The organism is Inmirania thermothiophila (genome assembly GCF_003751635.1).
GTDB lineage: Bacteria > Pseudomonadota > Gammaproteobacteria > DSM-100275 > DSM-100275 > Inmirania > Inmirania thermothiophila.
Window position 1 is genome coordinate 94,019 of record NZ_RJVI01000001.1, and the last position, 23,221, is coordinate 117,239.

Here is a 23,221-nt window from a genome sequence, read left to right on the forward strand (position 1 = left end):
GATCGCTGAAACTCAACCGGCCGCCGTGGCGGCCCTGTCTCAAGACCCACCGGAAGGAGACCCAGACCCATGTCTGCATCCGACGTGCTCAAGATGATCCAGGAGAAGGAGGTCAAGTTCGTCGACCTCCGCTTCACCGACACCCGCGGCAAGGAGCAGCACGTCTCCGTGCCCGCCCACACCGTCGACGAGGACTTCTTCCGCGACGGCAAGATGTTCGACGGCTCGTCCATCGCCGGCTGGAAGGGGATCAACGAGTCCGACATGATCCTCATGCCGGACGAGACCACCGCGGTCATGGATCCCTTCAGCGACGAGCCGACCCTGATCCTGCGCTGCGACATCGTGGATCCCGGCACCATGCAGGGCTACGAGCGTGACCCGCGCTCGCTGGCCAAGCGCGCCGAGGCCTATCTGCGCTCCACCGGCATCGCCGACACCGCCTTCTTCGGCCCCGAGCCCGAGTTCTTCGTCTTCGACGACGTGCGCTGGTCCAGCGACATCAGCGGCTCCTTCGTCAAGGTGGACTCCGAGGAGGCCTCCTGGAACTCCGAGCGCGTCTACGAGGGCGGCAACATCGGCCACCGCCCCTCGATCAAGGGCGGCTACTTCCCGGTGCCGCCGGTGGACTCGATGCAGGACCTGCGCTGCGCCATGGCACTGACCCTGGAGGAGATGGGGGTCAAGGTGGAGGCCCACCACCACGAGGTGGCCACCGCCGGCCAGAACGAGATCGGCACCCGCTTCAACACCCTGGTGCGCAAGGCCGACGAGCTGCAGATCCTCAAGTACGTGGTCATGAACGTCGCCCATGCCTACGGCAAGACGGCGACCTTCATGCCCAAGCCGCTGGTGGGGGACAACGGCTCCGGCATGCACGTGCACCAGTCGCTGTCCAAGGACGGCGTCAACCTCTTCGCCGGCGACGGCTACGGCGGGCTGTCGGAGCTGGCGCTCTACTACATCGGCGGCATCTTCAAGCACGCACGCGCCATCAACGCCTTCACCAACTCCACCACCAACAGCTACAAGCGGCTCGTGCCCGGCTTCGAGGCGCCGGTGCTGCTCGCCTACTCGGCGCGCAACCGCTCGGCCTCGGTGCGCATCCCCTACGTGCCGAGCCCCAAGGCCCGGCGCATCGAGGTGCGCTTCCCGGACGCCTGCGGCAACCCCTACCTCGGCTTCGCCGCCATGCTCATGGCCGGCCTCGACGGGATCCTGAACAAGATCCACCCCGGCGACCCCATGGACAAGGACCTCTACGACCTGCCGCCGGAGGAGGAGAAGCGGATCCCCACCGTGTGCCACTCCCTCGACCAGGCCCTGGAGGCGCTGGACAAGGACCGCGAGTTCCTGAAGGCGGGGGGCGTCTTCACCGACGACATGATCGACGGCTACATCGCCCTCAAGATGGAGGAGGTCACGCGTCTGCGTATGACCACCCATCCCGTCGAGTTCGACATGTACTACAGCCTCTGAACCCACCGAGGCCGGCCGAGGCCCCCGCCCCGCGGGGGCCTCTCCTTTTCCGCACCGGGCCGCGGCGACGCCGGCATCCCCGTGCTATCCTTGCGGCCATGCGCGGATCGGGCGGCATCGTGCTGGCGCTGGTCCTCGGGCTTGCAGGCCCGCACGCACTCGCCGCGGTCTACAAGTGGACCGACGCCGAAGGCCGGGTCCACTACAGCGACCGGCCGGCTCCGGGCGCCGAGGCCGTGCGTCTCGACCCCCTCTCCACCTTCCGCGCCCCGGCCCCGGCTCGCAGGCCGCCGACTCCGCCCGCGCCGCAGGCGGCCGAGGGCTACCGCCGCGTGGTCATCGCCGCCCCCGAGCCCGAGGCCACCATCCGCGACAACGAGGGCCGCATCACCGTGGTGGTCAACCTGGAGCCGGCGCTGCGAGAGGGCCACGCGGTGCAGATCCTCGTCGACGACCGCCCCCAGGGGGCGCCCGCCCGCGTCACCCAGTTCACCCTTACCAACGTCGACCGCGGCACCCACCGCATCGGCGCCCGCGTTCTGGACGGCGAAGGCCGCGAGGTCGCTCGCGCCGAACCCGTGACCGTCTATCTGCATCGGGAATCGGCGCTCCTGCGGCGGGCCGCCCCGGGCGCCTCCTGAACGACCCCGCCCCTGTCCGGGGCGCCGTGCACTACAATGGTGCATGACCCCTGCGCCCGTCCCCCTGTGCGGGCCTGCGAAATCCAGGCCCGCATCTTGCAGGGAGCTCGGACATGGATCCGCCCCGCTACGATCTGCTCCTCGACCATCTCACCACCGCCGTGCTGCTGCTCGCCCCGGACGGCCGGCTGCGCCACGTCAATGCCGCCGGCGAGGACCTGCTGGGACTGAGCCGCCGCCAGGTCCTCGCCATGCCGCTGTCCCGCCTGCTGCGAAGCGGGCCGCTCGCCGAGCGCCTCGCGCGGGCCGCCCGGACCGGCCAGCCCTTCACCGAGCGCGAGGCCCGTCTCGCCCTCGCCGACGGGCGGACGGTGACGGTGGACTGCACGGTGACCCCCATGGGGGATCCGCCCGCCGATCTGGTGGTGGAACTGCAGGTGCTCGACCGGCTGCTCCAGATCGCGCGCGAGGACCAGCTGCGCAGCCGCCAGCAGGTCACGGCCTCGGTGCTGCGCGGCCTCGCCCACGAGATCCGCAACCCCCTCGGCGGCCTGCGGGGCGCGGCGCAGCTGCTCGGCCGCGAGCTGGGGGCGAGCCCCCTCCGCGAGTACGTGGAGGTGATCCTCGCCGAGGCCGACCGCCTCGGCGCGCTGCTGGACCGGATGCTGGGGCCGTCGCGCCAGCCGCGGCGCCGCAGGATCAACCTCCACGAGGTCACGGAGCGGGTGCGCCACCTCCTCGCCGCCGAGGCCCCCGAGGCCCGCGTCGTGGCCGACTACGACCCCAGCATCCCGGAGCTCACGGCGGACGCCGACGGCCTGATCCAGGCGGTGCTCAACCTCGGCCGCAACGCGCTGCAGGCGACGGGCGGGCGGGGTCGCGTGGTGCTGCGCACCCGGGTGCAGCGCCAGTTCACCATCGGCGAGCGACGCCACCGGCTGGTGGCGCGGATCGAGGTGGAGGACGACGGCCCCGGCGTGCCCCCGCAGCTGCAGGAGCAGATCTTCTATCCGCTCGTGACCACGCGGCCGGAGGGCACGGGCCTGGGACTGTCCATCGCCCAGGACATCGCCGTCCGGCACGGCGGGCTCGTCGAGTGCGAGAGCGCGCCGGGGCGCACGATCTTCACCCTGCTGCTGCCCTTGGAGGAGAGGGATGGCTGAGCCTCACGCCATCGGCCGCCCCCGCGTCTGGGTGGTGGACGACGACCGCTCCATCCGCTGGGTCCTGGAGCGGGCGCTCGGGGGCGCGGGATTCGCGGTGCGCTGCTTCGCCGACGGCGATGCGGCGCTCGCGGCGCTGCGCGCCGAGGGGGCGCCCGAGGCCCTCGTGAGCGACATCCGCATGCCCGGCCTCGACGGTCTCGCGCTGCTCGAGGCGGTGCGCGCCGAGGACCCCGACCTGCCGGTGATCGTCATCACCGCCCACTCGGACCTGGACAGCGCCGTCTCCGCCTACCGCGGGGGCGCCTTCGAGTACCTGGCCAAGCCCTTCGACGTGGACGAGGCGGTGGCCCTGGTGCGGCGGGCCCTGCGTCAGCGCGCAAGCGCCCCCGCCGAAGCGCCGCCGCCCGCGGCGGCGCCGGAGATCATCGGCGAGGACCCCGCGATGCAGGAGGTCTTCCGCGCCATCGGCCGCCTCGCGCGCTCCCATGCGACGGTGCTCATCGTGGGCGAGTCCGGCACCGGCAAGGAGCTGGTGGCCCACGCCCTGCACCGCCACGGGCCGCGCGCGGGAGGTCCCTTCATCGCCCTCAACATGGCGGCGATCCCGCGGGACCTGCTGGAATCCGAGCTCTTCGGGCACGAGAAGGGGGCCTTCACGGGCGCGGCGTCGCGCCGGCCCGGGCGCTTCGAGCAGGCCCACGGCGGGACGCTGTTCCTCGACGAGATCGGGGACATGCCGGCGGAGCTGCAGACGCGGCTGCTGCGGGTGCTCGCCACCGGCGAGTTCTTCCCCGTCGGCGGGCGCGACCCGGTGCGCGTCGACGTGCGCGTCATCGCCGCCACCCACCAGGACCTGGAGGCGCGGGTGCGCGAGGGGCTCTTCCGCGAGGACCTCTACCACCGCCTCAACGTCATCCGCATCCGCGTGCCGCCGCTGCGTGAGCGCCGCAGCGACATCCCCCGGCTCGCCCGCCACTTCCTCCGCCGCGCCGCGGCGGAGATGGGGGTCGAGCCCAAGCGCCTGAGCGACGAGGCGGCGGCGGTGCTGGGCTCGCTCCCCTGGCCCGGCAACGTCCGCCAGCTCGAGAACACCTGCCGCTGGCTCACGGTGATGGCGTCGGGGCGGGAGATCCAGGCCGAGGACCTGCCGCCGGAGCTGTGCGCCGACGCCGCGCCGGCCCCCGAGGCGGCCGAGGACTGGGAGGCGGCGCTTCGCCGCTGGGCCGCGGCGCGCCTCGCCGCCGGCGCCGCCGACCTCCTCGCCGAGGCCGGCCCGCGCTTCGAGCGGGCGCTGGCCGAGACCGCGCTGGCCCACACCGGAGGCCTGCGGCAGGAGGCCGCCCGCCTCGTGGGCTGGGGCCGCAACACACTCACCCGCAAGCTGCGCGAGCTCGGCATCGAGCCGGGGGAGGAGAGGCGCCAGCCGGCGCCCCGCAGGGCCGGTCAGTACAGCTCGCGCTGATAGATGCGGTAGTCGTCGCCGCGGTAGACGCCCCAGGTGGCCCGCGCCGCGGGGTCGGCCGCACCCGTCCCCTTCCAGTCGTACTCGAGCCAGACGGGGGCGTCGACGCCCACCTCCGCGGCGCCGTCGTTGCCGGCGCCGGGGGCCTGCGTGAGGGCGACGCTGCCGGCCCCGGCCGAAAGCGTCACCGCCACGTCCGGCAGCCCGTCGCCGTCGCCGTCGAGGTCGGCCGGATCGAGGTTGCCGGTGTAGCCGGAGAGGCTTACGGCGGAGGCCGCCACCGTGGTGCAGGCATCGTCGGCGTGGGTGACGAAGCTCGCGACACCGTCGCCGTCGGGGTCGCCCCAGTACTCGATGCGAAGCGGAAGCTGAAGCGGCAGCAGCTCCGGGCCGTGGGCCGGATCCAGGGCCAGCCGCCCGTAGCGCATGGACTTGCCGGCGTCGAAGGCGATGCCGTTGCCGGCGCTGGCGTCGCCGAACCGCGCGGGGTTGCCGGCATAGGCGACGCCGTCGGCGTCCACCACGTCCAGCGACAGCGCGATCTCGGCGTCGAAGGGCGGCACGGGACCGCCGGAGCGGTCGAAGCGCAGGCCGCTGCCGGCGGAGAAGGTGAGGGTCACGGTGCCGGCCCCGAGGTCGGCGATGGCGGGATCGCCCGAGGCGGGCAGGCCCGAGAGATCGAGGGTGCCGGTGGCGGCCGCGTAGGCGGGCAGGCCCAGGCTCGCGTTGGTCAGCCGCATCCACGCCCCGGTGTAGTTGGCGGTGGTGCCGCCCTGGGCGTTGCGCGCGGTCACCGTGATCACGGGCGCGGTGGCGTAGCCGAAGGGCTGGCCGAGGTAGGTGAAGCCGCCGGCGTCGCAGAAGGTGTCGAACGCCGGGGTGTTGAGGGCGACGTCGAAATGGTCGGGCGTGAACCGGCCCACCGTAACCCCGACCGCGCCGACGTCGACCCCGGCGCTGCCGAGATAGGCGCTGGCGGAGGCGCCCAGGGTGAAGGCGCCCACCTCGGAGTAGCCGAGATCGCTCACCGTCGCCTCCCCCGCCGCGTACTCGGAGGCGGCCACCACGGGGGCGCCGACACCGCCCCGGGCGAGGCTCCCGAGGGCCCCGCCCGCCGGGGCATACGGCGCCCCCGCGGCGAGGGTCGTCGACCAGGCGAAGGCGGGGGTGGTGCCGTTGTCCGCAAGATCCGCCCCCGCGTCCGGGACGCCGTCGCCGTCGGCGTCGTCCGCCGCCTGCCAGATCACCGCACGCACGCGCACGTCGAAGGGGCGCCCGGCCTTGGCGAACACCGCACCGGCCGGGGTGGTGCTGCCCGGGTTGGCGGTGCCGCCCGCCTGGATCCCCTCCAGCGACAGCCCGAAGGGGCGCACCGTGAGGGTGGCGGAGCCGCCGGCGATGGGCCGCGGGTTGCCCGCCGCGTCCCGGGCGAAGCCCGACTCATCGTCGCGCAGGGCGAGGGCGTACTTGCCGGCGTCGCTGGTGTCCAGGGTGAAGCCGGCGACACCCGCGACGAAGGTCAGGGCGATGTTGTTGCCGAGCGGGGCGCTGTCCGGCAGCACGGTGCCGCCGATGGCCGGCCCGCCCCCCCCGGGGTCGGCCCCGTCGCGCACCACCCAGGCCTTGAGCTTGACCGCGCCGGCGTAGCCGGCGGCGACGGCGCAGTCGCCCGTGACCGGATCGCGCCGCCACAGCTCGGCCTTGAAGCCGTGGCCGCGCCCGGCCACCACCTCGGTACCCAGCGTGTCGGTGGGGGTCAGGACGAAGGCGTCGTCGCGGAAGGACACCGTGGCGGAGGTGCTGCCCACCCCCGCCGAGGCGTCGGCCACCGTGATGGTGAGGTCGTCGGCGTGGACGTCTGCAAGCTCCAGCACGACGCTGCCGCCGTCGGCGGCGTCGAAGGTGTAGGTGGCGGCACCGTCGTCGGCGCCGCCGTTGTCGAGGGTGCCGGAACCGGCGGAGACCGACCAGTCGCCGTGGCCGGCGGAGGTGGTGATGGAGACGGTGCCGGTGTAGCCGCCGAGCACCGCGCCGGAGCTGTCGTAGGCGGTGATGGTGACCGCACGCGGCATGCAGGTGCTCGCGGTGCCCGCGCCGGCGTCGACGACGAAGTGGTCCAGCGTCGGCACGGCCCCGCTGCAGACGGTCACCGTCCCGCCCTTGCCGGCGTAGTAGGCGAGCCCCGAGGGGGAGACCCACACCTCCTCGAGATCGGTGCCGCCTGCCTCGGTGGTCTCGCTCCAGGCCGCGCCGTCCCAGCTCAGGACCACGCCCTTCTTGCCCACCGCCACGATGCGGTCCGCCCCCGCGCCGTAGATCCCCTTGAGGTCCTCCAACGCCGTCGCCACCACGGTGCAGGATGCGCCGTCCCAACGGTAGACCGCGCCCTTCTTGTCGTCCTTGCCCGCGAGGTAGAGCACGCCCCCGCCCCCCCACAGGCTCTCGAATCCCCGCGTCCTCGCCGGGCAGGACGCGCCGTCGCTGCGCCAGACGCCGGAGGCGCGGTCGAGCCAGAACAGCTTGCCGTCGTCGGTGAGGGCGTAGAGGGTCGAGGCATCGCCCCAGAGGTCCTTGAAGTCGTCCTTCCCACCGGTGCCCGCCGCCCGCGAGAGATCGGTCCACGCCGCACCGTCGTACCGCCACAGGGTGCCGTCCTTGCCCGCGACGTAGACCTCGCCCGCCGAGTAGGCCCAGACCGCCTCGAGGTCCTTGGTGGTGCCCGGCCCCGGGAGGACGCTCCAGCCGCCCGCGCCGCGGCGGAGCACGGCGCCCTTGTCCCCCACCGCGAAGGCCGTCACCGTGTCGAGGGCGAAGATCCCCTTCAGCTCCTCGGTCGTCGGCGTCGCCACGTCCGTCCAGCCGGCGCCGTCGTATTCGAGGATCTGGCCCTTCTTGCCCACCGCGAGGACCCAGCGGTCCGACACGCCGTGGACCGCCTTGAGGTCGTCCGTGCCCACCGTGGTGGTGGAGCACACGGGACCGCCCCCGGCGCCCACCAGGGTCACCGTCGGCTCCGGCTCGACGTAGCGGCGCACGAGGATGTTGCGCAGCCGGGCCTGGTCCTGGGCCGTCATGACCGCGACGAAGCCGCGCCCCGTGACCTCGTCGCCGCCGCCGTCGGTGCCGGAGGCCTGGAGCTCGGCGTCGGTGGGCCAGCCCATGCTCGCCCAGCCCGCGTCGCTGTCCCAGAACTTGAGACGGGTGGGCCCGACACCCCACGCCGCAAGCGCCTGGCGCCGCCACCGTCCGGTGGCGATGGCGGGCGGGTTGGGGCCGTCCACCGCCGTGACGGTGCGTTCGCCCCGCAGGATGTCGCCGTCGTGCGGGTAGTCGTGGTTGCTCCCGCAGCCGTCCTGCTCGCCGCGGTTCGAGGCGTAGTAGCTGTCGGACGTCTCACTGCCGCCGCTTCCCGAGTCGATGCGGCCCCGCACCAGCAGCCCCGTGGTCATGCTGAGGGGAAAGCAGCCCGTGTGGTAGAACTCGGCCTCGATGTAGACGTCGCGCTCGTCCACCGTCCGCCGGTAGCCGCTGGTGTGGTTGTCGTCGTTGCGGTAGCGGTAGTAGCCCGCCGCATCCCAGGTCAGGGAGTCGTCCCACCATTGGCCATGCCAGGGATCGATACGGCCGTGGACGTAGCTTGCGCTGCGGTCGACGCTGGCATCGTCGTACCAGAGGTAGACGTCGGTGGGGCCCGGGGCGGCCGGCGCGGGAGCAGCCGGGTTGCCGTGGTAGAGGTAGTAGCCGGCGTCGCTGCCGTTGGCGGCGATGTCGGCGGCGAGCTTGAAGCGCACCTCGGTGGCGGCGGTGCCGCAGCCCACCACGTGGCGCGGGAGCTCCTTGGCCGTGCTCCCGTCGCCGTACACGACCCGTAGATCGTCGCAGTCGGGCTGCAGGGTGCCGGCGGCGATCCAGGCCTTGCCGTCGACGACGACCCGCACCGTGTAGCCCGCGTAGCCCTTGTCGGGCACGTTGGGCCCGACCCGCACCTCGAGCTGCTCGCGGGCGCTCCAGGCCGGATCCCACCACGCCTCCGCGGCGCCCGGCGCGAGCCCCGCCAAGAGCACCAGGGCTGCAAGCGCCCCCCGGCCTCCGTCCTCACGGCGCATCGGTCACCACCGTCCGGATCCGCCGCCGCACGTAGGCGAGGCTACCCCAGGCCCCGGTCTCGGCGGTGCTGGTGATCTCGTAGACCGCATAGTCGTCGGCGCGCTCCCTGTGTTCGGTGTATCGGCACACGACGGTCACGGTGAAGTCCGCCCCGCCCCCGGCGGCGACGGTGAAGGTGGTGGCGACGTCGGTGGCCGGCGCCGTGCCGCAGGCGGCCGAGGGCGCGGCCGCGCCGGTGGGGGCGATCTGGTGCAGCGCCCACTCGATGCCTGCCAGGGCCGCCTGGTAGGCGCGCGCCCCCTGCACCGCGTAGCGGGCGGTCTCGCGCTGTGCTCCGGCCACCGTGAGGAGGTAGGTGGCGATGGCGGCGAGCACCACCAGGAGGAAGACCGCGGTCACGGTGGCGAAGCCCCGGCCCCTCACGGCGCGTTCACCACGTGGACCTGGCGCAGCAGGGTCACCGACTCGTCCCCCTGGGCCAGGCTGATGCGCAGCGTCGCCAGCGCCGCCCGCCGGCTCGTGCCCGCCTGGTAGGTGAAGCTGCAGGCGGTGACGCCGGCGGCCATGCGGGCCTCGCCGGCGCCGAGGGCGGCAAGCTCCGCCGTCGTGTCCACGTCGGCCTGGCTCGCGTGCCAGCCGTAGCCGTGGTAGCGGGTGAGGGTGCCGGCGGCGGGGTCGCAGAGGTAGGTCACCGGCCCGCGCACGACGAAGAAGCGCTGCCGGGGCGAGGGCCGCGGGAACTGCGTCGGCGCGGCGAGCGCGATGTGGCTGTCCGTGGTGCCGCCGGCGAGGGCGGCGCGGTTGTCGCCCGCGTAGGCGTCGGCCCCTGCCACGCCGAGGTTGTAGATCACCACCGCGTCGCCGGGCACCTGGATCTCGGCGAAGCGCGTCAGGCGCCCGATGACGTCGAAGGCGTCGTCGGGCGCGGTGAAGTCGAGGACGGCGTCCGGGCTTCCGGGCGGCGGGTCGTCGCGGTAGCGCGCCGCATCCACGCTCTCCACCAGCTCCAGCACGGTGCCGCCCCCGGTCACGCGCACGCTGTTGGGCAGCGCCGCGCGCAGGTCGCGCGCCATGCGCTGAAGCGCGAGCTCGGCCACCGCGGTGAGCTCGGCGCGGCGCGAGACCGCCTGGTAGGAGGTCACCGCGCCGGGGATGAAGGAGGCGGCGACGGCGGCGATGGCGCCGATGATGGTCATCACCGCGACCAGCTCGACGAGGGTGAAGCCGCGCCCGCGCACCATCTCAGTAACGGGTCCGGTAGCCGGTCAGGGTCACGTCCACGTCCGCCCGCCGCTGATGGCGGACGCGCACCTCGATGCGGTAGGCATCGGCGGCGGGCACGGTGTGCAGCGCCGCATGGGCCACCGCGACATCGACCCGGTAGTCGCCCAGCCCCGCCACCGCGTTGCCCTCCTGGTCGCGGGCGCCGAGGTCGCTCAGGCCGTCGTAGTCGTCCACGTCGTCGTAGTCGGCGCGGCTCGCCTCGCCGTCGGCGCCGTCGGGATCGTCGAAGGCGCGCAGCTGGATCTCCTCGAGATAGGCCTCGGCCACCGCCACCGCCTGCTGCACCAGGAGCGGATCGGCGCTGCGCGCGGCGGTCTGCTGGAAGGCGAGGAGGACGCCGGCGACGGCGATGGCCAGGATGACGATGGCGATCACCAGCTCCACCAGGGTGAAGCCTTCCGCCCGCCGCCCCATCAGGAGGCCTCCGCGTAGCCGCTGCCGCCCCAGACCTGGATGCTGCGCCCGCCCAGGGTCACGGTGTGATCCTTGCCGTCCTCCACCTCGCCCAGGGGCGTGAAGACGAGGCTCGCCGGCGCCGCTCCGTCGAGGGCGAGGGGCGCGGGCGCGCCGCCGCGCTCGAGCCCGCCGGCGCGCGAGGGATGCGCCACGGTGATCCAGGGTCCCGCGGTGCAGCCGGTCTGGTGCCGCTCGACCCGATAGCCCGCGGCCTCGATGGTCACCCGCACCGGGCAGCCCGACCCCACCGCCAGGACCTGGGCGTAGCGGATCGCCGAGAGCAGCTCGTCGAAGAAGCCGCGCTCGCGCGCCGCCCGGGTGTCCATGAGCCGCGGCGCGGCGAAGACCGCCAGCACCCCCACGAGCACCAGCACGATCACCGCCTCGGTCAGGGTGAACCCCCCCGCCCGCCTCACGGCGCCACCCCCTGCCCCTCGAGCAGCCTGCGGATGCGGGCCGCCCCGGCCGCATCGCCGCCCGCCTCCAGCATCCGCATGAGCGCGCGCCAGGCCTCGTGGTTCTCGGGATCGCGCCGGACGATGCGCAGGTAGACCTCGCGCGCCTGGGCGGGCCGCCCGAGGGCGAGCAGCGCGTTGGCCAGGTGCAGCTCCACCAGCCCCCGCAGCTCGTCGTCCCCTGCCGGCACCGCGGCGAGCGCCTCGCGCAGCCGCGCCACCGCCGCCGCGGCATCGCCCGCCCGCAGGGCCCGCCCCGCCTCGAGGATGCGCGCATGGGGCCGCGCCCCGGCCGCCTCCAGGGTCGCGATCCATCGCTGCGCGCCGGCGGCATCGCCCGCGCGCAGGGCGATCTCGCCGAGGTAGAAGGCCGCGTCCAGGGTCAGGCCGAACTCCGCCCGCTGGCGCTCGAAGGCCGAGCGCGCGCCGTCGAGATCGCCCGCGAAGAGCCGACCCATGCCGATGAGGTTGAGCAGGATCAGGCGCCGGCGCCCCTCGGCCTCGCCGAGGGCGGCCTCGGCCACGCGCACCGCCTCGGCATGCCGGCCCTGGCGCAGGAGACCGAAGGCGCGGTTGATGGCCGCCCGCGCCGGTGTCGCCCCGCGCGCCTGCTCGGTGCGCCAGAACTCCGCGCGCACGCCCCAGTCCTCGTTGCGAAGCGTGGTGGCGTGCGCCGCAAGACCCACCGCCACCGCCAGCGCCGGCGCGCTCCAGCGCGCCCCCCGCCCCCCCAGCAGGCTCAGGGCACCGGCGGCGAGGAAGGCCGTGGGCAGGTAGGCGCGGTGCTCGAAGACGAGCTCCAGGTCCACCCACGAGGCCTCCACCGCCGAGGCCAGGAGGTAGAAGAGCAGGGCGAAGGCGGCGAGCGGCGCCGCCCGCCGCAGCCGCCAGGCGAGCATCGCCGCCAGCGCCCACGCGGCCAGGGCGAGGGCGGTGACGGGCGGGTCGAGGAGCCCCCGCGAGGGCGCCCAGGCGTAGTCCAGGTGCAGCCGCGAGGGCAGCGGCCAGAGGTAGAGCCCGAGGTAGTGCCAGAGGACTCGCGGCTCGGTGAGCAGCCGCTCCAGGGGCGAGAAGTCGCGACCGGGGTAGCGCGCCGTCCAGTCCGGCAGGCGGCCGCCGAGATAGAACCAGGCCAGCCCCGCCAGCACCAGCGCCAGCAGCGCCAGGGCACGTCCCCCCACCAGCGGACGGCGGTGGGCATAGACGGTGCGGTCCAGCAGCAGCACCGCCAGCGGCAGGGTGGCGGCGTTCTCCTTGCTCGCGAGGGCGAGGACCCAGCAGGCAATGAGCCCCATCCAGAACCGCCCCGGCCTGAGCCTTCCCGCGCGGTGGAGGGCGAGCAGCGCAAGCCCCGCGAGGTAGAAGAGCGCCGCCAACGCCGCCATCCGCTGCACCACGTAGGTGACGGCCTGAGTCTGGAGCGGATTCACCGCCCACAGCGCCGCCCCCCAGAAGGCGAGGCGCGCCGCCTCCCCGGGGTCCCGCCCGAGGGCGGCGAGCAGGATGCGGATTAGGGCGTAGAGGAGGAGGGCGTTGGCCCCGTGGATGACGATGTTGACCAGGTGGTAGCCGGCGGGGTCGAGCCCACCCGCGAGGTAGTTGAGGGCGAAGGTGGCCAGCGCCAGCGGCCGGCGCGCCGAGTAAGGCGAGTCCAGCACCGCCGCCAGGTCCGCCGCCGACCGGGGATGGACCGCCGGATTGAGGACGATGTTGGGGACGTCGTCGAACAGGAAGGGGAGCTGGAGGGCGTTGGCGTAGGCAAACCCCACCAGGGCCGCGAGGACGGCGCAATGGGCGAGCGTGGCGAGGGGCAGGCGAAGCTGCAGCCCCGCCAGCTCGCGGACCCCTCGCGCCGGCAGCGCCTCCATGAGAGGACGGCGGGCCGCAAGGGCCCGCCGCTCGGGACCCCCGCCCTCAGTCGACCTCGATCGCAGTGAAGGTGGCGCTCGCCACCACGTTGCCGCCGGTATCCTTCAGCACCACCGTGCAGGTGGCGGTGCTCCCGTCGGTGGCGGGGAAGCTCGCGCCGAGGTCGCGGATCGAATAGCTGCCGTTGGACGGCGAGGGAAGGGCGCCGCCCTGAAGCGCGCTCTCGAAGTCCGAGCAGTCGGCCACCGCCACGCCCTTGGTGCTGTCGAGGCTGCGCGCCGCGAAGTTGATGGAGGCGGCCGAGCTCAGGGCGCCGGCCACGCCCTCGACGGCGGCCTGCTGGGCATCGTCCTTGAAGTTGACGAACTTCGGCAGCGCCGTGGCGGCGAGGATGCCGAGGATGATGATGACGATGACCAGCTCGATGAGGGTGAAGCCCTGCTGCCTGCGATGCATGTCGATGCTCCCCAGTTGTGTCGATGCCGCAATCATGCCCCGTTTGCGCATGGGGCACCACTTTTCCCCTTGTCGGCCGCCCGCCTTCAGTCCTTGAGCCAGGTGTAGGGCTCGAGGGCGACCAGATCGAGCCCCTGCGGGAGGTCCTCTCCCGCCGCGAAGCGCCCGTCCCCGTCCACGTCCTCGTAGACGAGGCGGACACGGAAGCGGATGTGCGGCGGCCCGGGCCCGCCGCCGCGGAAGTGCTCCGCGAAGCGCACACGGTAGATCAGGATGCCGCTGGCACGCTCGAAGGCCCACGCCCCCGGAGGCAGCGCCGCCGGATCCACCCGTTCGGCCTCGCCGACGTAGCCCTGCGGCACCTGCTGCAGCAGCAGCATGGGGTTGCCCCCGTCGAGCGCCGCCAGGGCCTGCACCCCGCCCGAGACCACGCGCCGCGCCGCCTCCAGGCCCAGCGCGCTGCGCAGCCCCCCCACCACCTGGGCCACCGCCACCCGCTCGGCCTCGATGCGCAGGGGCAGCAGCCGATCGATGGCGAACCGGATCAGCAGCACCACCACGATGACGACGAGGGTGAGCTCGAGCAGGCTGAAGCCCCGCGCACGCCATCGCATCCCGCCCCTCCGCTCAGCCCCGGCGCGCCAGCGAGGTCAGCTCCCACATGGGCAGGAAGACCCCGAGGGCGAGGATCAGCACCATGACGCCGACGGCCACGATGAGGATGGGCTCGATGGCGTCGGAGAGGTACTTGAGCTCGTAGTCCACCTCCCGCTCGTAGAAGTCCGCGACCTCCGCAAGCATGTCGTCCACCGCGCCCGTCTCCTCCCCCACCGCGACCATCTGGATCACGAGCGGGGTGAAGAGCCCGGTGGCGCGGGCGGTGCGGGTGAGGGTGTCGCCCCGCTCCACGCCCTCCCGCATGGCGAGGATCCTGCCCTCCACGAAGCGGTTGTCCACCGCCCGCGCCACCGCGGTCAGGGTCGCCAGCAGGGGCACCCCGGAGCGCTGGCAGAGGGCGAAGGAGCGGGCGAAGCGGGCCAGCGTCGCGCGCAGGATGATGCTCCCCACCACCGGCAGGTGCAGCTTGAGGCGGTCCCAGCGCAGCCGCCCCGCCTCGGTGGCGACATAGCGGCGCAGCCCCGCGACCGCCACCGCCGCCGCGACGAGCAGGTGCGGCCACCAGGCGGTGAAGAAGGCCGAGACCGCCAGCAGCACCCGCGTCGCCCACGGCAGCTCCATCTGGAAGCCGGCGAAGACCCGCGAGAAGGCGGGGATCACGAACAGGTTGATGACGAAGACAGCGATGGCGATGGCGCTGAGCACGATGACCGGATAGCGCATGGCGGTGCGGATGCGCTGGCGCGTCTCCCGCTCGCGCTCCAGGGTGTCGGCCATCTGGCTGAAGGCCTCGTCGAGGCGCCCGGCGTTCTCGCCCACTGCGACCACCGCCACGTAGAGGGAGGAGAAGACCTCCGGGTGGCGGGCGAGACAGGCCGAGACCGACCGCCCCGACTCGAGCCCCTCCGCGATCTCCTCCAGCACCTGGCGCATGCGCGCCGAGCGCGTGGTCTCCACGAGCCCCCTCATCGCCCGCAGGATCGGCACCCCGGCCTTGAGCAGCGAGTACATCTGGCGGCTGAAGAGGATCAGCTCGTCGAGGCCCGGCCCGCGCTCGAACAGCCGCCCCAGCAGGTCGCCCCGCGGCGCCCGCGTGACCTCGGCCTCGATCGCCACCGGGGTCAGCCCCTCCCCCAGCAGCCGCTCGGCCACCGCCTCCGCCGACGGCCCCTCGAGCACCCCCTCCACCACGGCGCCGTGGCGGTCGCGCCCCCGGTAGCGGTAGCGGGCCACGGCTCAGCCCTCCGCCCCCGCCGCCACCGACTCGCCCGCGACCCGCATCACCTCCTCGAGGCTGGTGACCCCGACGCGCGCGTAGTCCAGGGCGGCGTGGACCAGGGGACGATAGTCCGGCCTCTGGCGCGCCTGCGCGGCGAAGGCGGCCATGTCCTCGCGCCGCAGGGCGTCGGTGAGCCCGGCGTCCATCTCGAGGAGCTCGTAGACCCCGATGCGCCCGCGGTAGCCGGTGTTGTTGCAGCGCGGGCAGCCGCGGCCGCGCACGAAGCCGGCCTCCTCCCCCTCGAACGGGATCTCGAGGGCCTCGAGCCAGGCCCGGGTCTGGGGCAGGGGCTCGTCCGGCACCCGGCAGGCGTCGCAGACCCGGCGCACCAGCCGCTGGGCGACGATCCCCCGCAGCGCCGCCGCCACCAGATAGCCCTCCCCGCCCATGTCGATGAGCCGGCTCGCGGTGGCCACGGCATCGTTGGTGTGCAGGGTCGAGAGCACGAAGTGCCCGGTCATCGCCGCGCGGAGACCGATCTGCATCGTCTCCTGGTCTCGCATCTCGCCCACCAGGAGGATGTCCGGGTCCTGGCGCAGGGCCGCCCGCAGCACGCCGGCGAAGGTGAGGTTGATGCGGAAGTTGACCTGCACCTGGTTGACCCGCGGCACCCGGTACTCCACCGGGTCCTCGACGGTGATGATCTTCTTCTCCGGGCGGTTGAGCTCGGCGAGGGTGGCGTAGAGGGTGGTGGTCTTGCCCGAGCCGGTGGGCCCGGTGACCAGCACCATGCCGTGGGGCGAGGCCACGAGCCGCCGGTAGCGCCCGAGCATCTCCTGGGGCATGCCGAGCTGCTCCAGCGAGAGCTTGGCCCGCTCCGGGTCGAGCAGGCGCATCACCGCCGCCTCGCCGTGCTGCACCGGCATGGTGGAGAGGCGCACGTCGATGCGCCGCCCCTGCACCTGGACCTGGAAGCGCCCGTCCTGGGGCAGGCGCTTCTCCGAGATGTCGAGCCCGCTCATGAGCTTGAGGCGCGAGACCAGGGCCGGGGCGACCCGCACCTCCTTCATCACCTGCTCCTGGAGCACGCCGTCGATGCGAAGCCGAAGCCGCAGCACCCCTTCGTCGGGCTCCACATGGATGTCCGAGGCCCCGGCGCGCACCGCGTCCTCGAACAGGGTCTGGATCAGACGCACCACCGGGGCATCGCCCCCCGCCCCCTCGGCGAGCTCGGCGAGATCGATGCCGGCCTCCCCCAGGTCCTCGCTCACCGCCTGGGCGAGGTCGCTGAGCTCGTCGCCGTGCCGGTAGGCCTGGTCCAGCACCGCGAGCAGGTCGCTCTCGCGCACCAGGGCCTGGCGCACCGGGCGGCCGAGGAGGCGCCGGATCTCGTCGTAGGCGAAGAGATCGGTGGGATCGGCCATGCCCACGAGGTAGGCCCCGTCCGCCTCCTCGGCCAACACGATGGCGCGGAAGCGCCGGGCGTAGGTCTCGGGCAGGCGCCGCACCAGCTCGGGGCGGTAGCGGTACTGGCGCAGGTCGATGTGGGGGACGCCGAGCTGGCGGGCGAGGAAGTCGAGGAGCTGCTCCTCGCCGATGTAGCCGAGCTGGACCAGGGTGCGCCCGAGCTTGAGGCCAAGCCGCTTCTGCTCGGCGAGGGCGTGCTGGAGCTGCTCGGCGGTGATGAGGCCGTGCTCGACGAGGAGATCGCCGATGCGGATGCGCCGCCTCGCCTCCTCGGCCATCAGTCCCTCCCCTCCGCGGCGAGCGCCGCGATCCTGCCCTCGGCGTAGCGCGCCGCCTCGCCCGCAAGCCCCGGACGCGCCCGCCGGTAGGCCGCGAGCGCCTCCCGCCGCGCCCCCAGCGCCTCGAGGCTGATGGCAAGCCCCAGCCAGGCCGCCGCCCCCTGCCCGGCGGCGGCCGCCCGCCGGTAGGCCGCCACCGCCTCGGCGTGGGCGCCGAGGCGCTGGTAGACCGCCCCCAGGAGCTGGTGGAGGGCGGCCGGCGCCGCCGGCCCCAGCGCGCCCTCCAGCAGGGCCCGCGCCTCCGCCCAGCGCCCCTGTGCGGCGAGCCAGCGCCCCGCGACGAGGGCGAGCTCGGCATCGGCCGGGTCGCGCGCGAGCCCCTCCCGCACGAGCGCCGCCATCTCCTCCCCGCGGCCGGCCTCGAGCAGCCGCGAGGCAAGAAGCAGCCGCGCCCCGCGGTGCCCCGGATCGGACGCAAGCGCCGCGCGCAGCCGCACCTCGGCCTCGCGCACCTCCCCCCGACGAAGCAGCGCCACCGCCTCCCCGTAAGCGGCCTCGGCCTGCTCCGCAGGCGTCGGCGGGCGCTCGATGCGGCGCACCGGCGGCGGGGCGGCCACCTCGGCTGCCGCCACCGGGCGGGGCGGCGGGGGTGGGGACGCCTTGGGCTTGGCCGGCTGCGGCGCCCGCGCCGTACGCCTCGACGCCGCCTCCTTCGCGGGGGGCGTCGCGACAGGGCGCGAGGCCGCCGCCTCCGCAGGAACGGTCCGCGCTGCCGCCGGCGGCGCCGCGGTCGCGGCGGCCGTCTCGCCCCGCGCTGCGGCCGGCCGCTCTCCCGCGGCGCCCGGCCCCTTCCCGGCGTCGGGGTGCGGTGCGGGGGCGGGCCCCGCATCGGCCTGCGCCGCCGCGGGCCGCTCCGTCTGCACGAGCTCGGCCGGCGGCGGCGCCGGCTCCGGGGCCGCCGCCTCCCCGCGCGCCCGAAGCGGCGGCCCGGACCTGCCCAGGACCCCCGCCAGCACGGCGAGCCCGCCGGCGAGGACGAGCAGCGCCAGGACCCGGCCGAGGCGGCCGCCCCGGCCGGCGCGCACCGGCGCCACCTCCGCCGGCATCCCGGGCGTGGCCGGCGAGAGCGCGCGGCGCGCATCCAGCTCGCGCAGCATCTCGTTGATGACGCTCACCCCAGCACCCCCCAGGCGTAGGCCGCGCCGAGGCCGGCGGCGGCGGCGGCGACGGCCCCCCCGGCCACCGCCCACGGCAGGGCCGGGCGCCGGCGACGCACCGCGCCCTCGGTGTCGCGCACGGCGGCCCGCACCTCGCGCACGCCCACCCGCCGCCGCCCCCGCCCGTAGGCGAGCATCATGGACTTGTGGGCGAGGATGTTGACGAGGCGCGGGATGCCGCCGCTTGCGCGGGCCAGCATCCGCAGCGCGGCGCGGTCGAAGGGGGTGCCGGGTCCGTCCCACCCGGCCACCGTGAGCCGGTGGCGCAGGTAGCCCTCGACCCCCGCGCGGTCCAGGGTGGGGATCCGGTAGGAAAAGGTGATGCGCTGGCGGAGCTGGCGCAGCCCCGGCTCGGCGAGCACGCGGTCGAGCTCCGGCTGGCCGAAGAGCACCACCTGCAGCAGCTTCTCCCGCTCCGTCTCGAGGTTGGTCAGCAGCCTGAGCGCCTCCAGGGTCGGCGGCGGCATGGCCTGCGCCTCGTCCACCACGAGGACCACCCGCCGCCCGGCGGCGGCGCGCGCCACGAGGGCCTCGGTCAGCGCCGCCAGCACCCGATGCTGGCCGAGGTTGCGGGCGAGGCTCAGCCCCAGCTCGGCGGCGATGGCATGGTAGAGGCCGGCCGGGCTCAGCGCGGGGTTGGGCAGGTAGGCGCTCTCGAAGGGCGCCTCCAGCCGCGCCAGCAGCAGCCGGCAGAGCAGCGTCTTGCCGGTGCCCACCTCGCCGCTGATCTTGACGAAGCCCTCGCCCCCTGCGAGCGCCACCAGCAGCACGTTGAGGGCCTCCTGGTGGCCGGCGGTGTTGTAGTAGTAGCCGGTGTCCGGCGTCAGCCGGAAGGGCGGCTCGCGCAGTCCGAAGTGCGCCTCGTACACCGCCTCAGCGCCCGTCCATGCCCTCGACCCGCCGCGCCGACTCGCCGATCGCCTCGCGCCAGACGCGGCCCTCGGGGTCCACCACCACCGGGCGCAGCAGGATCACCAGCTCGCTCTTGCGCGCCTCGCTGCGGCGGTGGCGGAAGAGCGCGCCGACCCCCGGCAGGCGGCCGAGCACCGGCGTGGCGGCGCGGTCGTCGGTGGAGGACTCCCGCATCAGCCCGCCGATCACCACCACCTGCCCGCTGCGCGCCCGCACCACGCTGTCGGCCTCGCGCACCCGGCTCACCGCCAGCGGCAGGGTCTGGGTCTCGCCGCCGATGGTGATGGTCTTGATCTGGTCGCTGACCTCGCTCACCGTCGGGTGGATGTGCAGCACGATGCCGCCCTCCTCGTCGATCTCGGGGGTGACATCCAGCGCGATGCCCGAGAAGAACGGGGTCAGGGTGACGTCCGGGGTGGTGGTGGTGGTGGTGCCGGTGACGGTGGTGGTGGAGACGTCGGTGACGAAGAACTCGTCCGAGCCCACCTTGATCACCGCCTTCTGGTTGTTGACCGTGGCCACCCGCGGGCTCGAGAGCACCCGCACCCGGCCCTGGGTCTCCAGCAGCTCCAGGAAGGCGGTGAAGTCGTCGAAGCGGGCGGCGAAGGTGAGCACGCCGCCGAAGGCCTCGGCGAGGTTCCCGGCGACGGCGCTGAAGTCGAGGGGATCGAGGTTGCCCTCCTGGCCGGCGATCACGGAGCGGCCCTCGGCGAGGGCGCGCCCGCCCCCGGTCTGCCCCACCAGGAAGTGGTCGCCGCCGCCGAGGAGCGCGGCCCAGTTGATCCCGCTCTGGAAGCCGTCGGCGAGCTCCACCTCCACGATCTTGGCCTCGAGGATCACCTGCCGCGACAGGGCCAGCCGCGCCTTCTCCAGGTAGGCCTCCACGTCGCGCAGCTCGCCCGGCATCGCCCGCACCACCAGCAGCCCGGTCTGCGGGCTCGCGACCACGCTGCGCCCATCGCCGCCGCCGACGAGGGCGCGCACCGCGGCCTCGAGCTCGCGCCAGAAGTCCGACTGGGTCTCGGTGCGGACGCTGCTGCCGGTGACTTCCTCCGGGGTCGAGCCGGCCCCGCCGTCCTCGCTGCGCGCCCCCTGCGAGACCTGGCCCGAGCTGACCCGCGTGCGCGACTCGCCCCGACGCACCACGTCGGGGTAGCCGACGTGGAAGATGCGCGTGCTCAGCCGAGCCGGATAGACCTCGAAGCCGGTGGCGGTGCGGCGGAAGTCGTAGCCGTAGACGTCGCGCACGACGCGCAGCACCTCGGGCACGGTGACGTTCTTGAGCTCGAGGCTGATGGAGCCCTCCACCGCCGGGTGCACCACCATGTTCCATGGCGTGCCGCGCACCAGGCCCATGAAGAAGGCCTTGGCCGGGGCGTCGTGCACCTCGATGTCGAAGCGCGGCTCGGGCGAAGACTCCGCCTCCGGGAGCTGCACCCGCACCGGCGGAAGCAGCGCCTGCGCCACCGCCTCCGGGACCTGCCCGCCGGCGTCCGCCTCCGGCACCGCCAGCGCCTCGCGCACACCGTCCGCGCCGGCGGCCGGCGGCGCCTGCGGCCGCGGATGCGGCGCCGCGCACCCGGCGAGCAGCGCCAGCGCCAGCATCGCCCCCCCAAGGCCCCGCACCATGCCCCTCACCTCCTCTCCACCGGCGGCAGCGGGAGCCGAAGCCGCACCTTGCGGCCGCCGCCCACGAGCTCGACCTCCCCGCGCCCGATCCGCGCCACCCGCCAGGATCCGACGCGCTCGCCCTCGCCCACGGTGCGCCCGTCGAGGATCGCGAGCCGGCGCGCCCCCCCGAGGAGGACCCCCTCGAGGCGCGGCGGCGGCGCCGCCGGGGCCTTCCCCCGCGCCTGGCGCGCCGCCGGGACCGCGGGCGGCAGGGTGGGATCCGCGAGCCCCTCCGCCGCCGCAGCCGCCCCCGAGAGCAGCGCCGCGAGCATCGCCGCCAGGATCCGCCCCACCGTCACACCCCGATCCAGTGCCGCTGCAGGCTCAGGGTCTCGAGCCGCAGCACCACCCGTACCCGCCCGGGCCGAAGCGTCTCCAGCTCCAGCCCCGCCCAGTGCAGCCGCCACGGCAGCCCCTCGAGGCGCCGCAGATAGGCGAGGACGTCCAGGTAGGCGCCCTCCACCGTGAGCTCCAGCCCGTGCCGGTAGAGCCGCGGCACCCCCGCCTCGGCCTCCGCCGGCCCCCCGCCCGGCGGCGCCGCCCCCCAGGGCCGGGGCGGCAGGTTGCGCAGCGCCACCAGCCGCAGCCTGCCGTCCTCGCCGATGAGGTCGCGCAGCAGCTCCGGCATCTCCTCGGGCCGGATGAAGGCCGCGGCGATGGCGTCGAGGCGCCGGTTCACCGCCTCGAGCTCCGCCTGCAGGGCGGCGATCTCGGCCCGCAGCGGCGCGTCGGGGTCGCCCCGCCGCCGCGTCTGCTCGGCCGCGATCGCGGCCTGCAGCCGGGCCTGCGCCTGCGCCGCCTCCGTAAGCTCCGCCCCGAGCCGCGCCCGCTCGGCGCGCAGCGGCGTGTCCACCAGCGCCGACCAGGCCGCCGCCACCACCGCGAGGGCGGCGGCGAAGAGGAGCCGGCGGCTGCGCGCCGGCAGCCGCTCCAGCCGCAGCCAGAGCGCGCCGATCCTCATCCGGCCCCGCCCTCCGACGGCCGCGTGCGCAGGTCGAACTCCACCTGGGCCGGACGCGGCTGCGGCCGGCGGATCGCGAACTCGTCGAACAGCCGCCCCGCGAACGCCGGCTCCTCGCGCAGCCCGGCGAGCCAGCGCGGCAGCAACCGCGGCGCCACCGCCCCCCCGCCCACGGCCAGGTCCCGACCGCCGTCGCCGATCGTCAATCTTTCGATCCAGACCCCCTCGAGGCGCCGCCGCGCCAGCCCCTCGAGGACCCCGGCGAACCCCGCGCCGCCGGGCAGATCGCGCGCGTCCAGCATCCCCACCAGGCGACGACGCCCCTCGAGCTCGCGGTGCAGAGCGTCGCGACGCGCGACGAGACGCGCGTCCGCCTGCGGCACCGGCAGCGCCCGCACCGATTCCAGCTCCTGCTCGAGCGCGGCCTGCGCCGCCCGCGCCGCCTCGAGGCGGGCCGCGAGCCGCGCCGTCTCCACCCGGCCCAGCACGCCGTGGGCGACCGCCGCAACCAGGGCGAGAAGCACCACCGCGGTCCCGGCCACGGCCTCGCGGCGGCCCGGGTTGCGGTAGCGCTCGGGGCGGTAGAGATTGATGCGCTGGGTGCTCACGCCCCCTCCTCGCGCAGCCTGAGCACCGCCCCGAGGGCGCAGGCCGCGGCCGGATCCAGCGCCGCCCGCTCGGCGTCCCACCGCCCCAACGCCTGCGCCTCCAGGGCCCTCGCCCGCACGCCGAGGGCGGCATCCAGCCGGGCCGCCGCCTCCGCCGCCCCCTCGCCGGTCACCACCAGCAGCTCCTGCACCGCGCCGAGGCCGAAGTGGCTCTCGAAGTGGTCGAAGGTCCGCTGCAGCTCCAGGGCCATGGACTCGATGCGCGGGTCCACCTCCAGGGCGAGGCCCGTGCCGTCGGCCGCAGGAGCCGACGCCGCCGCCACCTCCACCCCCACGGGCAGGGTGCGGGCGAGGTAGAGGGCCCCGTTGCGCGCCACCACCAGGAGGCTCGTGCCCGTCTCGGCGGCGAGCAGCGCCACCGCCCGGTCCGCCGGCCCCGCCGCCCCGGCAAGCCGCGCCAGCGCGAGCTCCGGGATCTCGATGGCCCGTACCCGCATCCCCGCCCCGCGCAGCGCGCGCACGCGGGCATCCACCGCCTCCCCCGGGGCGGCTACGGCGTAGAGCTGCGGGCGCGCATCGCCCGCCTCGCCCACCGGGAAGACGTCCACCACCGCCGAGGCCGCGGGGAAGTCCAGCAGGTCGCGGATGCGCCAGCGCACCGCCTCGGCGAGCTCGGCCTCCGCCACCTGCGGCCGCTCCACCTGGAGCAGCTTGTACTCGCTGCGGGCGAGCACCGCGCAGGCGGCACGGCCCCGCCAGCGCTGGTCGCCCTCCACCCACCGCTCGCAGGCCTCCACCACGAGCCCGCCGCCCTCGACGCGGGCGGCGACGACGGCCCCCTCGCCCTCGCCGAAGGCGATCCCGACGCAGCCCCTTCCGCGGCGGCCGATCGCGA

21 protein-coding genes are annotated in these 23,221 nt (G+C 74.9%); 4 read left to right on the forward strand and 17 right to left on the reverse strand.

All coding sequences use genetic code 11. The annotated features are described in order from the left end of the window. Positions 1–69: 69 nt before the first annotated feature. From glnA to ntrC, 4 genes are all read left to right on the forward strand, one after another. Complete coding sequence (glnA, locus tag EDC57_RS00430; RefSeq protein WP_123399163.1) at positions 70–1,479, forward strand: glutamate--ammonia ligase; 1,410 nt, start codon at positions 70–72, stop codon at positions 1,477–1,479. Between the two features lie 98 nt (positions 1,480–1,577). Then, positions 1,578–2,120, forward strand: a complete 543-nt coding sequence (locus EDC57_RS00435; RefSeq protein ID WP_123399165.1) for a DUF4124 domain-containing protein — start codon at positions 1,578–1,580, stop codon at positions 2,118–2,120. 113 nt (positions 2,121–2,233) lie between these two features. After that, positions 2,234–3,283, forward strand: coding sequence for a nitrogen regulation protein NR(II) (gene glnL / locus EDC57_RS00440; RefSeq protein WP_123399167.1), 1,050 nt, complete (start codon positions 2,234–2,236; stop codon positions 3,281–3,283). Then, positions 3,276–4,748 carry a nitrogen regulation protein NR(I) gene (ntrC, locus tag EDC57_RS00445; RefSeq protein ID WP_123399169.1) on the forward strand — a complete coding sequence of 491 codons (1,473 nt, stop codon included), beginning with the start codon at positions 3,276–3,278 and terminating at the stop codon, positions 4,746–4,748. The genes glnL and ntrC overlap by 8 nt, the downstream gene beginning before the upstream one ends. Here ntrC and EDC57_RS12685 read toward each other — a convergent pair. From EDC57_RS12685 to EDC57_RS00525, 17 genes are all read right to left on the reverse strand, one after another. Next, positions 4,730–8,854, reverse strand: a complete 4,125-nt coding sequence (locus EDC57_RS12685) for a DUF6701 domain-containing protein (protein ID WP_170164991.1) — start codon at positions 8,852–8,854, stop codon at positions 4,730–4,732. The genes ntrC and EDC57_RS12685 overlap by 19 nt on opposite strands. Next, positions 8,844–9,278, reverse strand: a complete 435-nt coding sequence (locus EDC57_RS12690; protein ID WP_170164992.1) for a hypothetical protein — start codon at positions 9,276–9,278, stop codon at positions 8,844–8,846. Before EDC57_RS12690 ends, EDC57_RS12685 begins: the two co-directional genes overlap by 11 nt. Beyond that, the gene (locus tag EDC57_RS00460; protein ID WP_123399173.1) at positions 9,275–10,096 is read right to left on the reverse strand and encodes a prepilin-type N-terminal cleavage/methylation domain-containing protein; all 822 of its coding nucleotides are present in this window, start codon (positions 10,094–10,096) and stop codon (positions 9,275–9,277) included. Before EDC57_RS00460 ends, EDC57_RS12690 begins: the two co-directional genes overlap by 4 nt. Position 10,097: 1 nt before the next feature. Continuing rightward, the gene (locus tag EDC57_RS00465; RefSeq protein WP_123399175.1) at positions 10,098–10,553 is read right to left on the reverse strand and encodes a type II secretion system protein; all 456 of its coding nucleotides are present in this window, start codon (positions 10,551–10,553) and stop codon (positions 10,098–10,100) included. After that, a complete protein-coding gene (locus tag EDC57_RS13230; RefSeq protein WP_170164993.1) occupies positions 10,553–11,011 on the reverse strand; it encodes a pilus assembly FimT family protein in 459 nt (152 codons plus the stop codon). Before EDC57_RS13230 ends, EDC57_RS00465 begins: the two co-directional genes overlap by 1 nt. Next, positions 11,008–12,918, reverse strand: coding sequence for a tetratricopeptide repeat protein (locus EDC57_RS00470; RefSeq protein WP_123399177.1), 1,911 nt, complete (start codon positions 12,916–12,918; stop codon positions 11,008–11,010). The genes EDC57_RS13230 and EDC57_RS00470 overlap by 4 nt, the downstream gene beginning before the upstream one ends. A 46-nt stretch (positions 12,919–12,964) precedes the next feature. Then, entirely contained in the window at positions 12,965–13,375 is a 411-nt protein-coding gene (locus EDC57_RS13235) for a prepilin-type N-terminal cleavage/methylation domain-containing protein (protein ID WP_123400853.1), read from the reverse strand. An 86-nt stretch (positions 13,376–13,461) separates the two neighbouring features. Continuing rightward, complete coding sequence (locus EDC57_RS00480) at positions 13,462–13,989, reverse strand: prepilin-type cleavage/methylation domain-containing protein (protein WP_123399180.1); 528 nt, start codon at positions 13,987–13,989, stop codon at positions 13,462–13,464. Between the two features lie 13 nt (positions 13,990–14,002). Further along, complete coding sequence (locus EDC57_RS00485) at positions 14,003–15,226, reverse strand: type II secretion system F family protein (protein WP_123399182.1); 1,224 nt, start codon at positions 15,224–15,226, stop codon at positions 14,003–14,005. A 3-nt stretch (positions 15,227–15,229) separates the two neighbouring features. Then, positions 15,230–16,957: a GspE/PulE family protein gene (locus EDC57_RS00490; RefSeq protein ID WP_123399184.1), complete on the reverse strand. Its 1,728-nt coding sequence runs from the start codon at positions 16,955–16,957 to the stop codon at positions 15,230–15,232. After that, complete coding sequence (locus EDC57_RS00495) at positions 16,957–18,132, reverse strand: tetratricopeptide repeat protein (RefSeq protein WP_123399186.1); 1,176 nt, start codon at positions 18,130–18,132, stop codon at positions 16,957–16,959. Before EDC57_RS00495 ends, EDC57_RS00490 begins: the two co-directional genes overlap by 1 nt. Continuing rightward, complete coding sequence (locus EDC57_RS00500; RefSeq protein ID WP_123399188.1) at positions 18,129–19,043, reverse strand: ExeA family protein; 915 nt, start codon at positions 19,041–19,043, stop codon at positions 18,129–18,131. Before EDC57_RS00500 ends, EDC57_RS00495 begins: the two co-directional genes overlap by 4 nt. Before the next feature lie 4 nt (positions 19,044–19,047). Beyond that, positions 19,048–20,715, reverse strand: a complete 1,668-nt coding sequence (gene mshL, locus EDC57_RS00505) for a pilus (MSHA type) biogenesis protein MshL (RefSeq protein WP_123399190.1) — start codon at positions 20,713–20,715, stop codon at positions 19,048–19,050. 5 nt (positions 20,716–20,720) lie between these two features. Further along, positions 20,721–21,056 carry a hypothetical protein gene (locus EDC57_RS00510; protein WP_123399192.1) on the reverse strand — a complete coding sequence of 112 codons (336 nt, stop codon included), beginning with the start codon at positions 21,054–21,056 and terminating at the stop codon, positions 20,721–20,723. Then, positions 21,053–21,718, reverse strand: coding sequence for a hypothetical protein (locus EDC57_RS00515; RefSeq protein WP_123399194.1), 666 nt, complete (start codon positions 21,716–21,718; stop codon positions 21,053–21,055). The genes EDC57_RS00510 and EDC57_RS00515 overlap by 4 nt, the downstream gene beginning before the upstream one ends. After that, positions 21,715–22,326 (reverse strand): hypothetical protein, encoded by a 612-nt coding sequence (locus EDC57_RS00520; protein ID WP_123399196.1) that lies wholly within the window; start codon positions 22,324–22,326, stop codon positions 21,715–21,717. Before EDC57_RS00520 ends, EDC57_RS00515 begins: the two co-directional genes overlap by 4 nt. After that, entirely contained in the window at positions 22,323–23,126 is an 804-nt protein-coding gene (locus tag EDC57_RS00525; protein WP_123399198.1) for a type IV pilus biogenesis protein PilM, read from the reverse strand. The genes EDC57_RS00520 and EDC57_RS00525 overlap by 4 nt, the downstream gene beginning before the upstream one ends. Between the last annotated feature and the right edge of the window lie 95 nt (positions 23,127–23,221).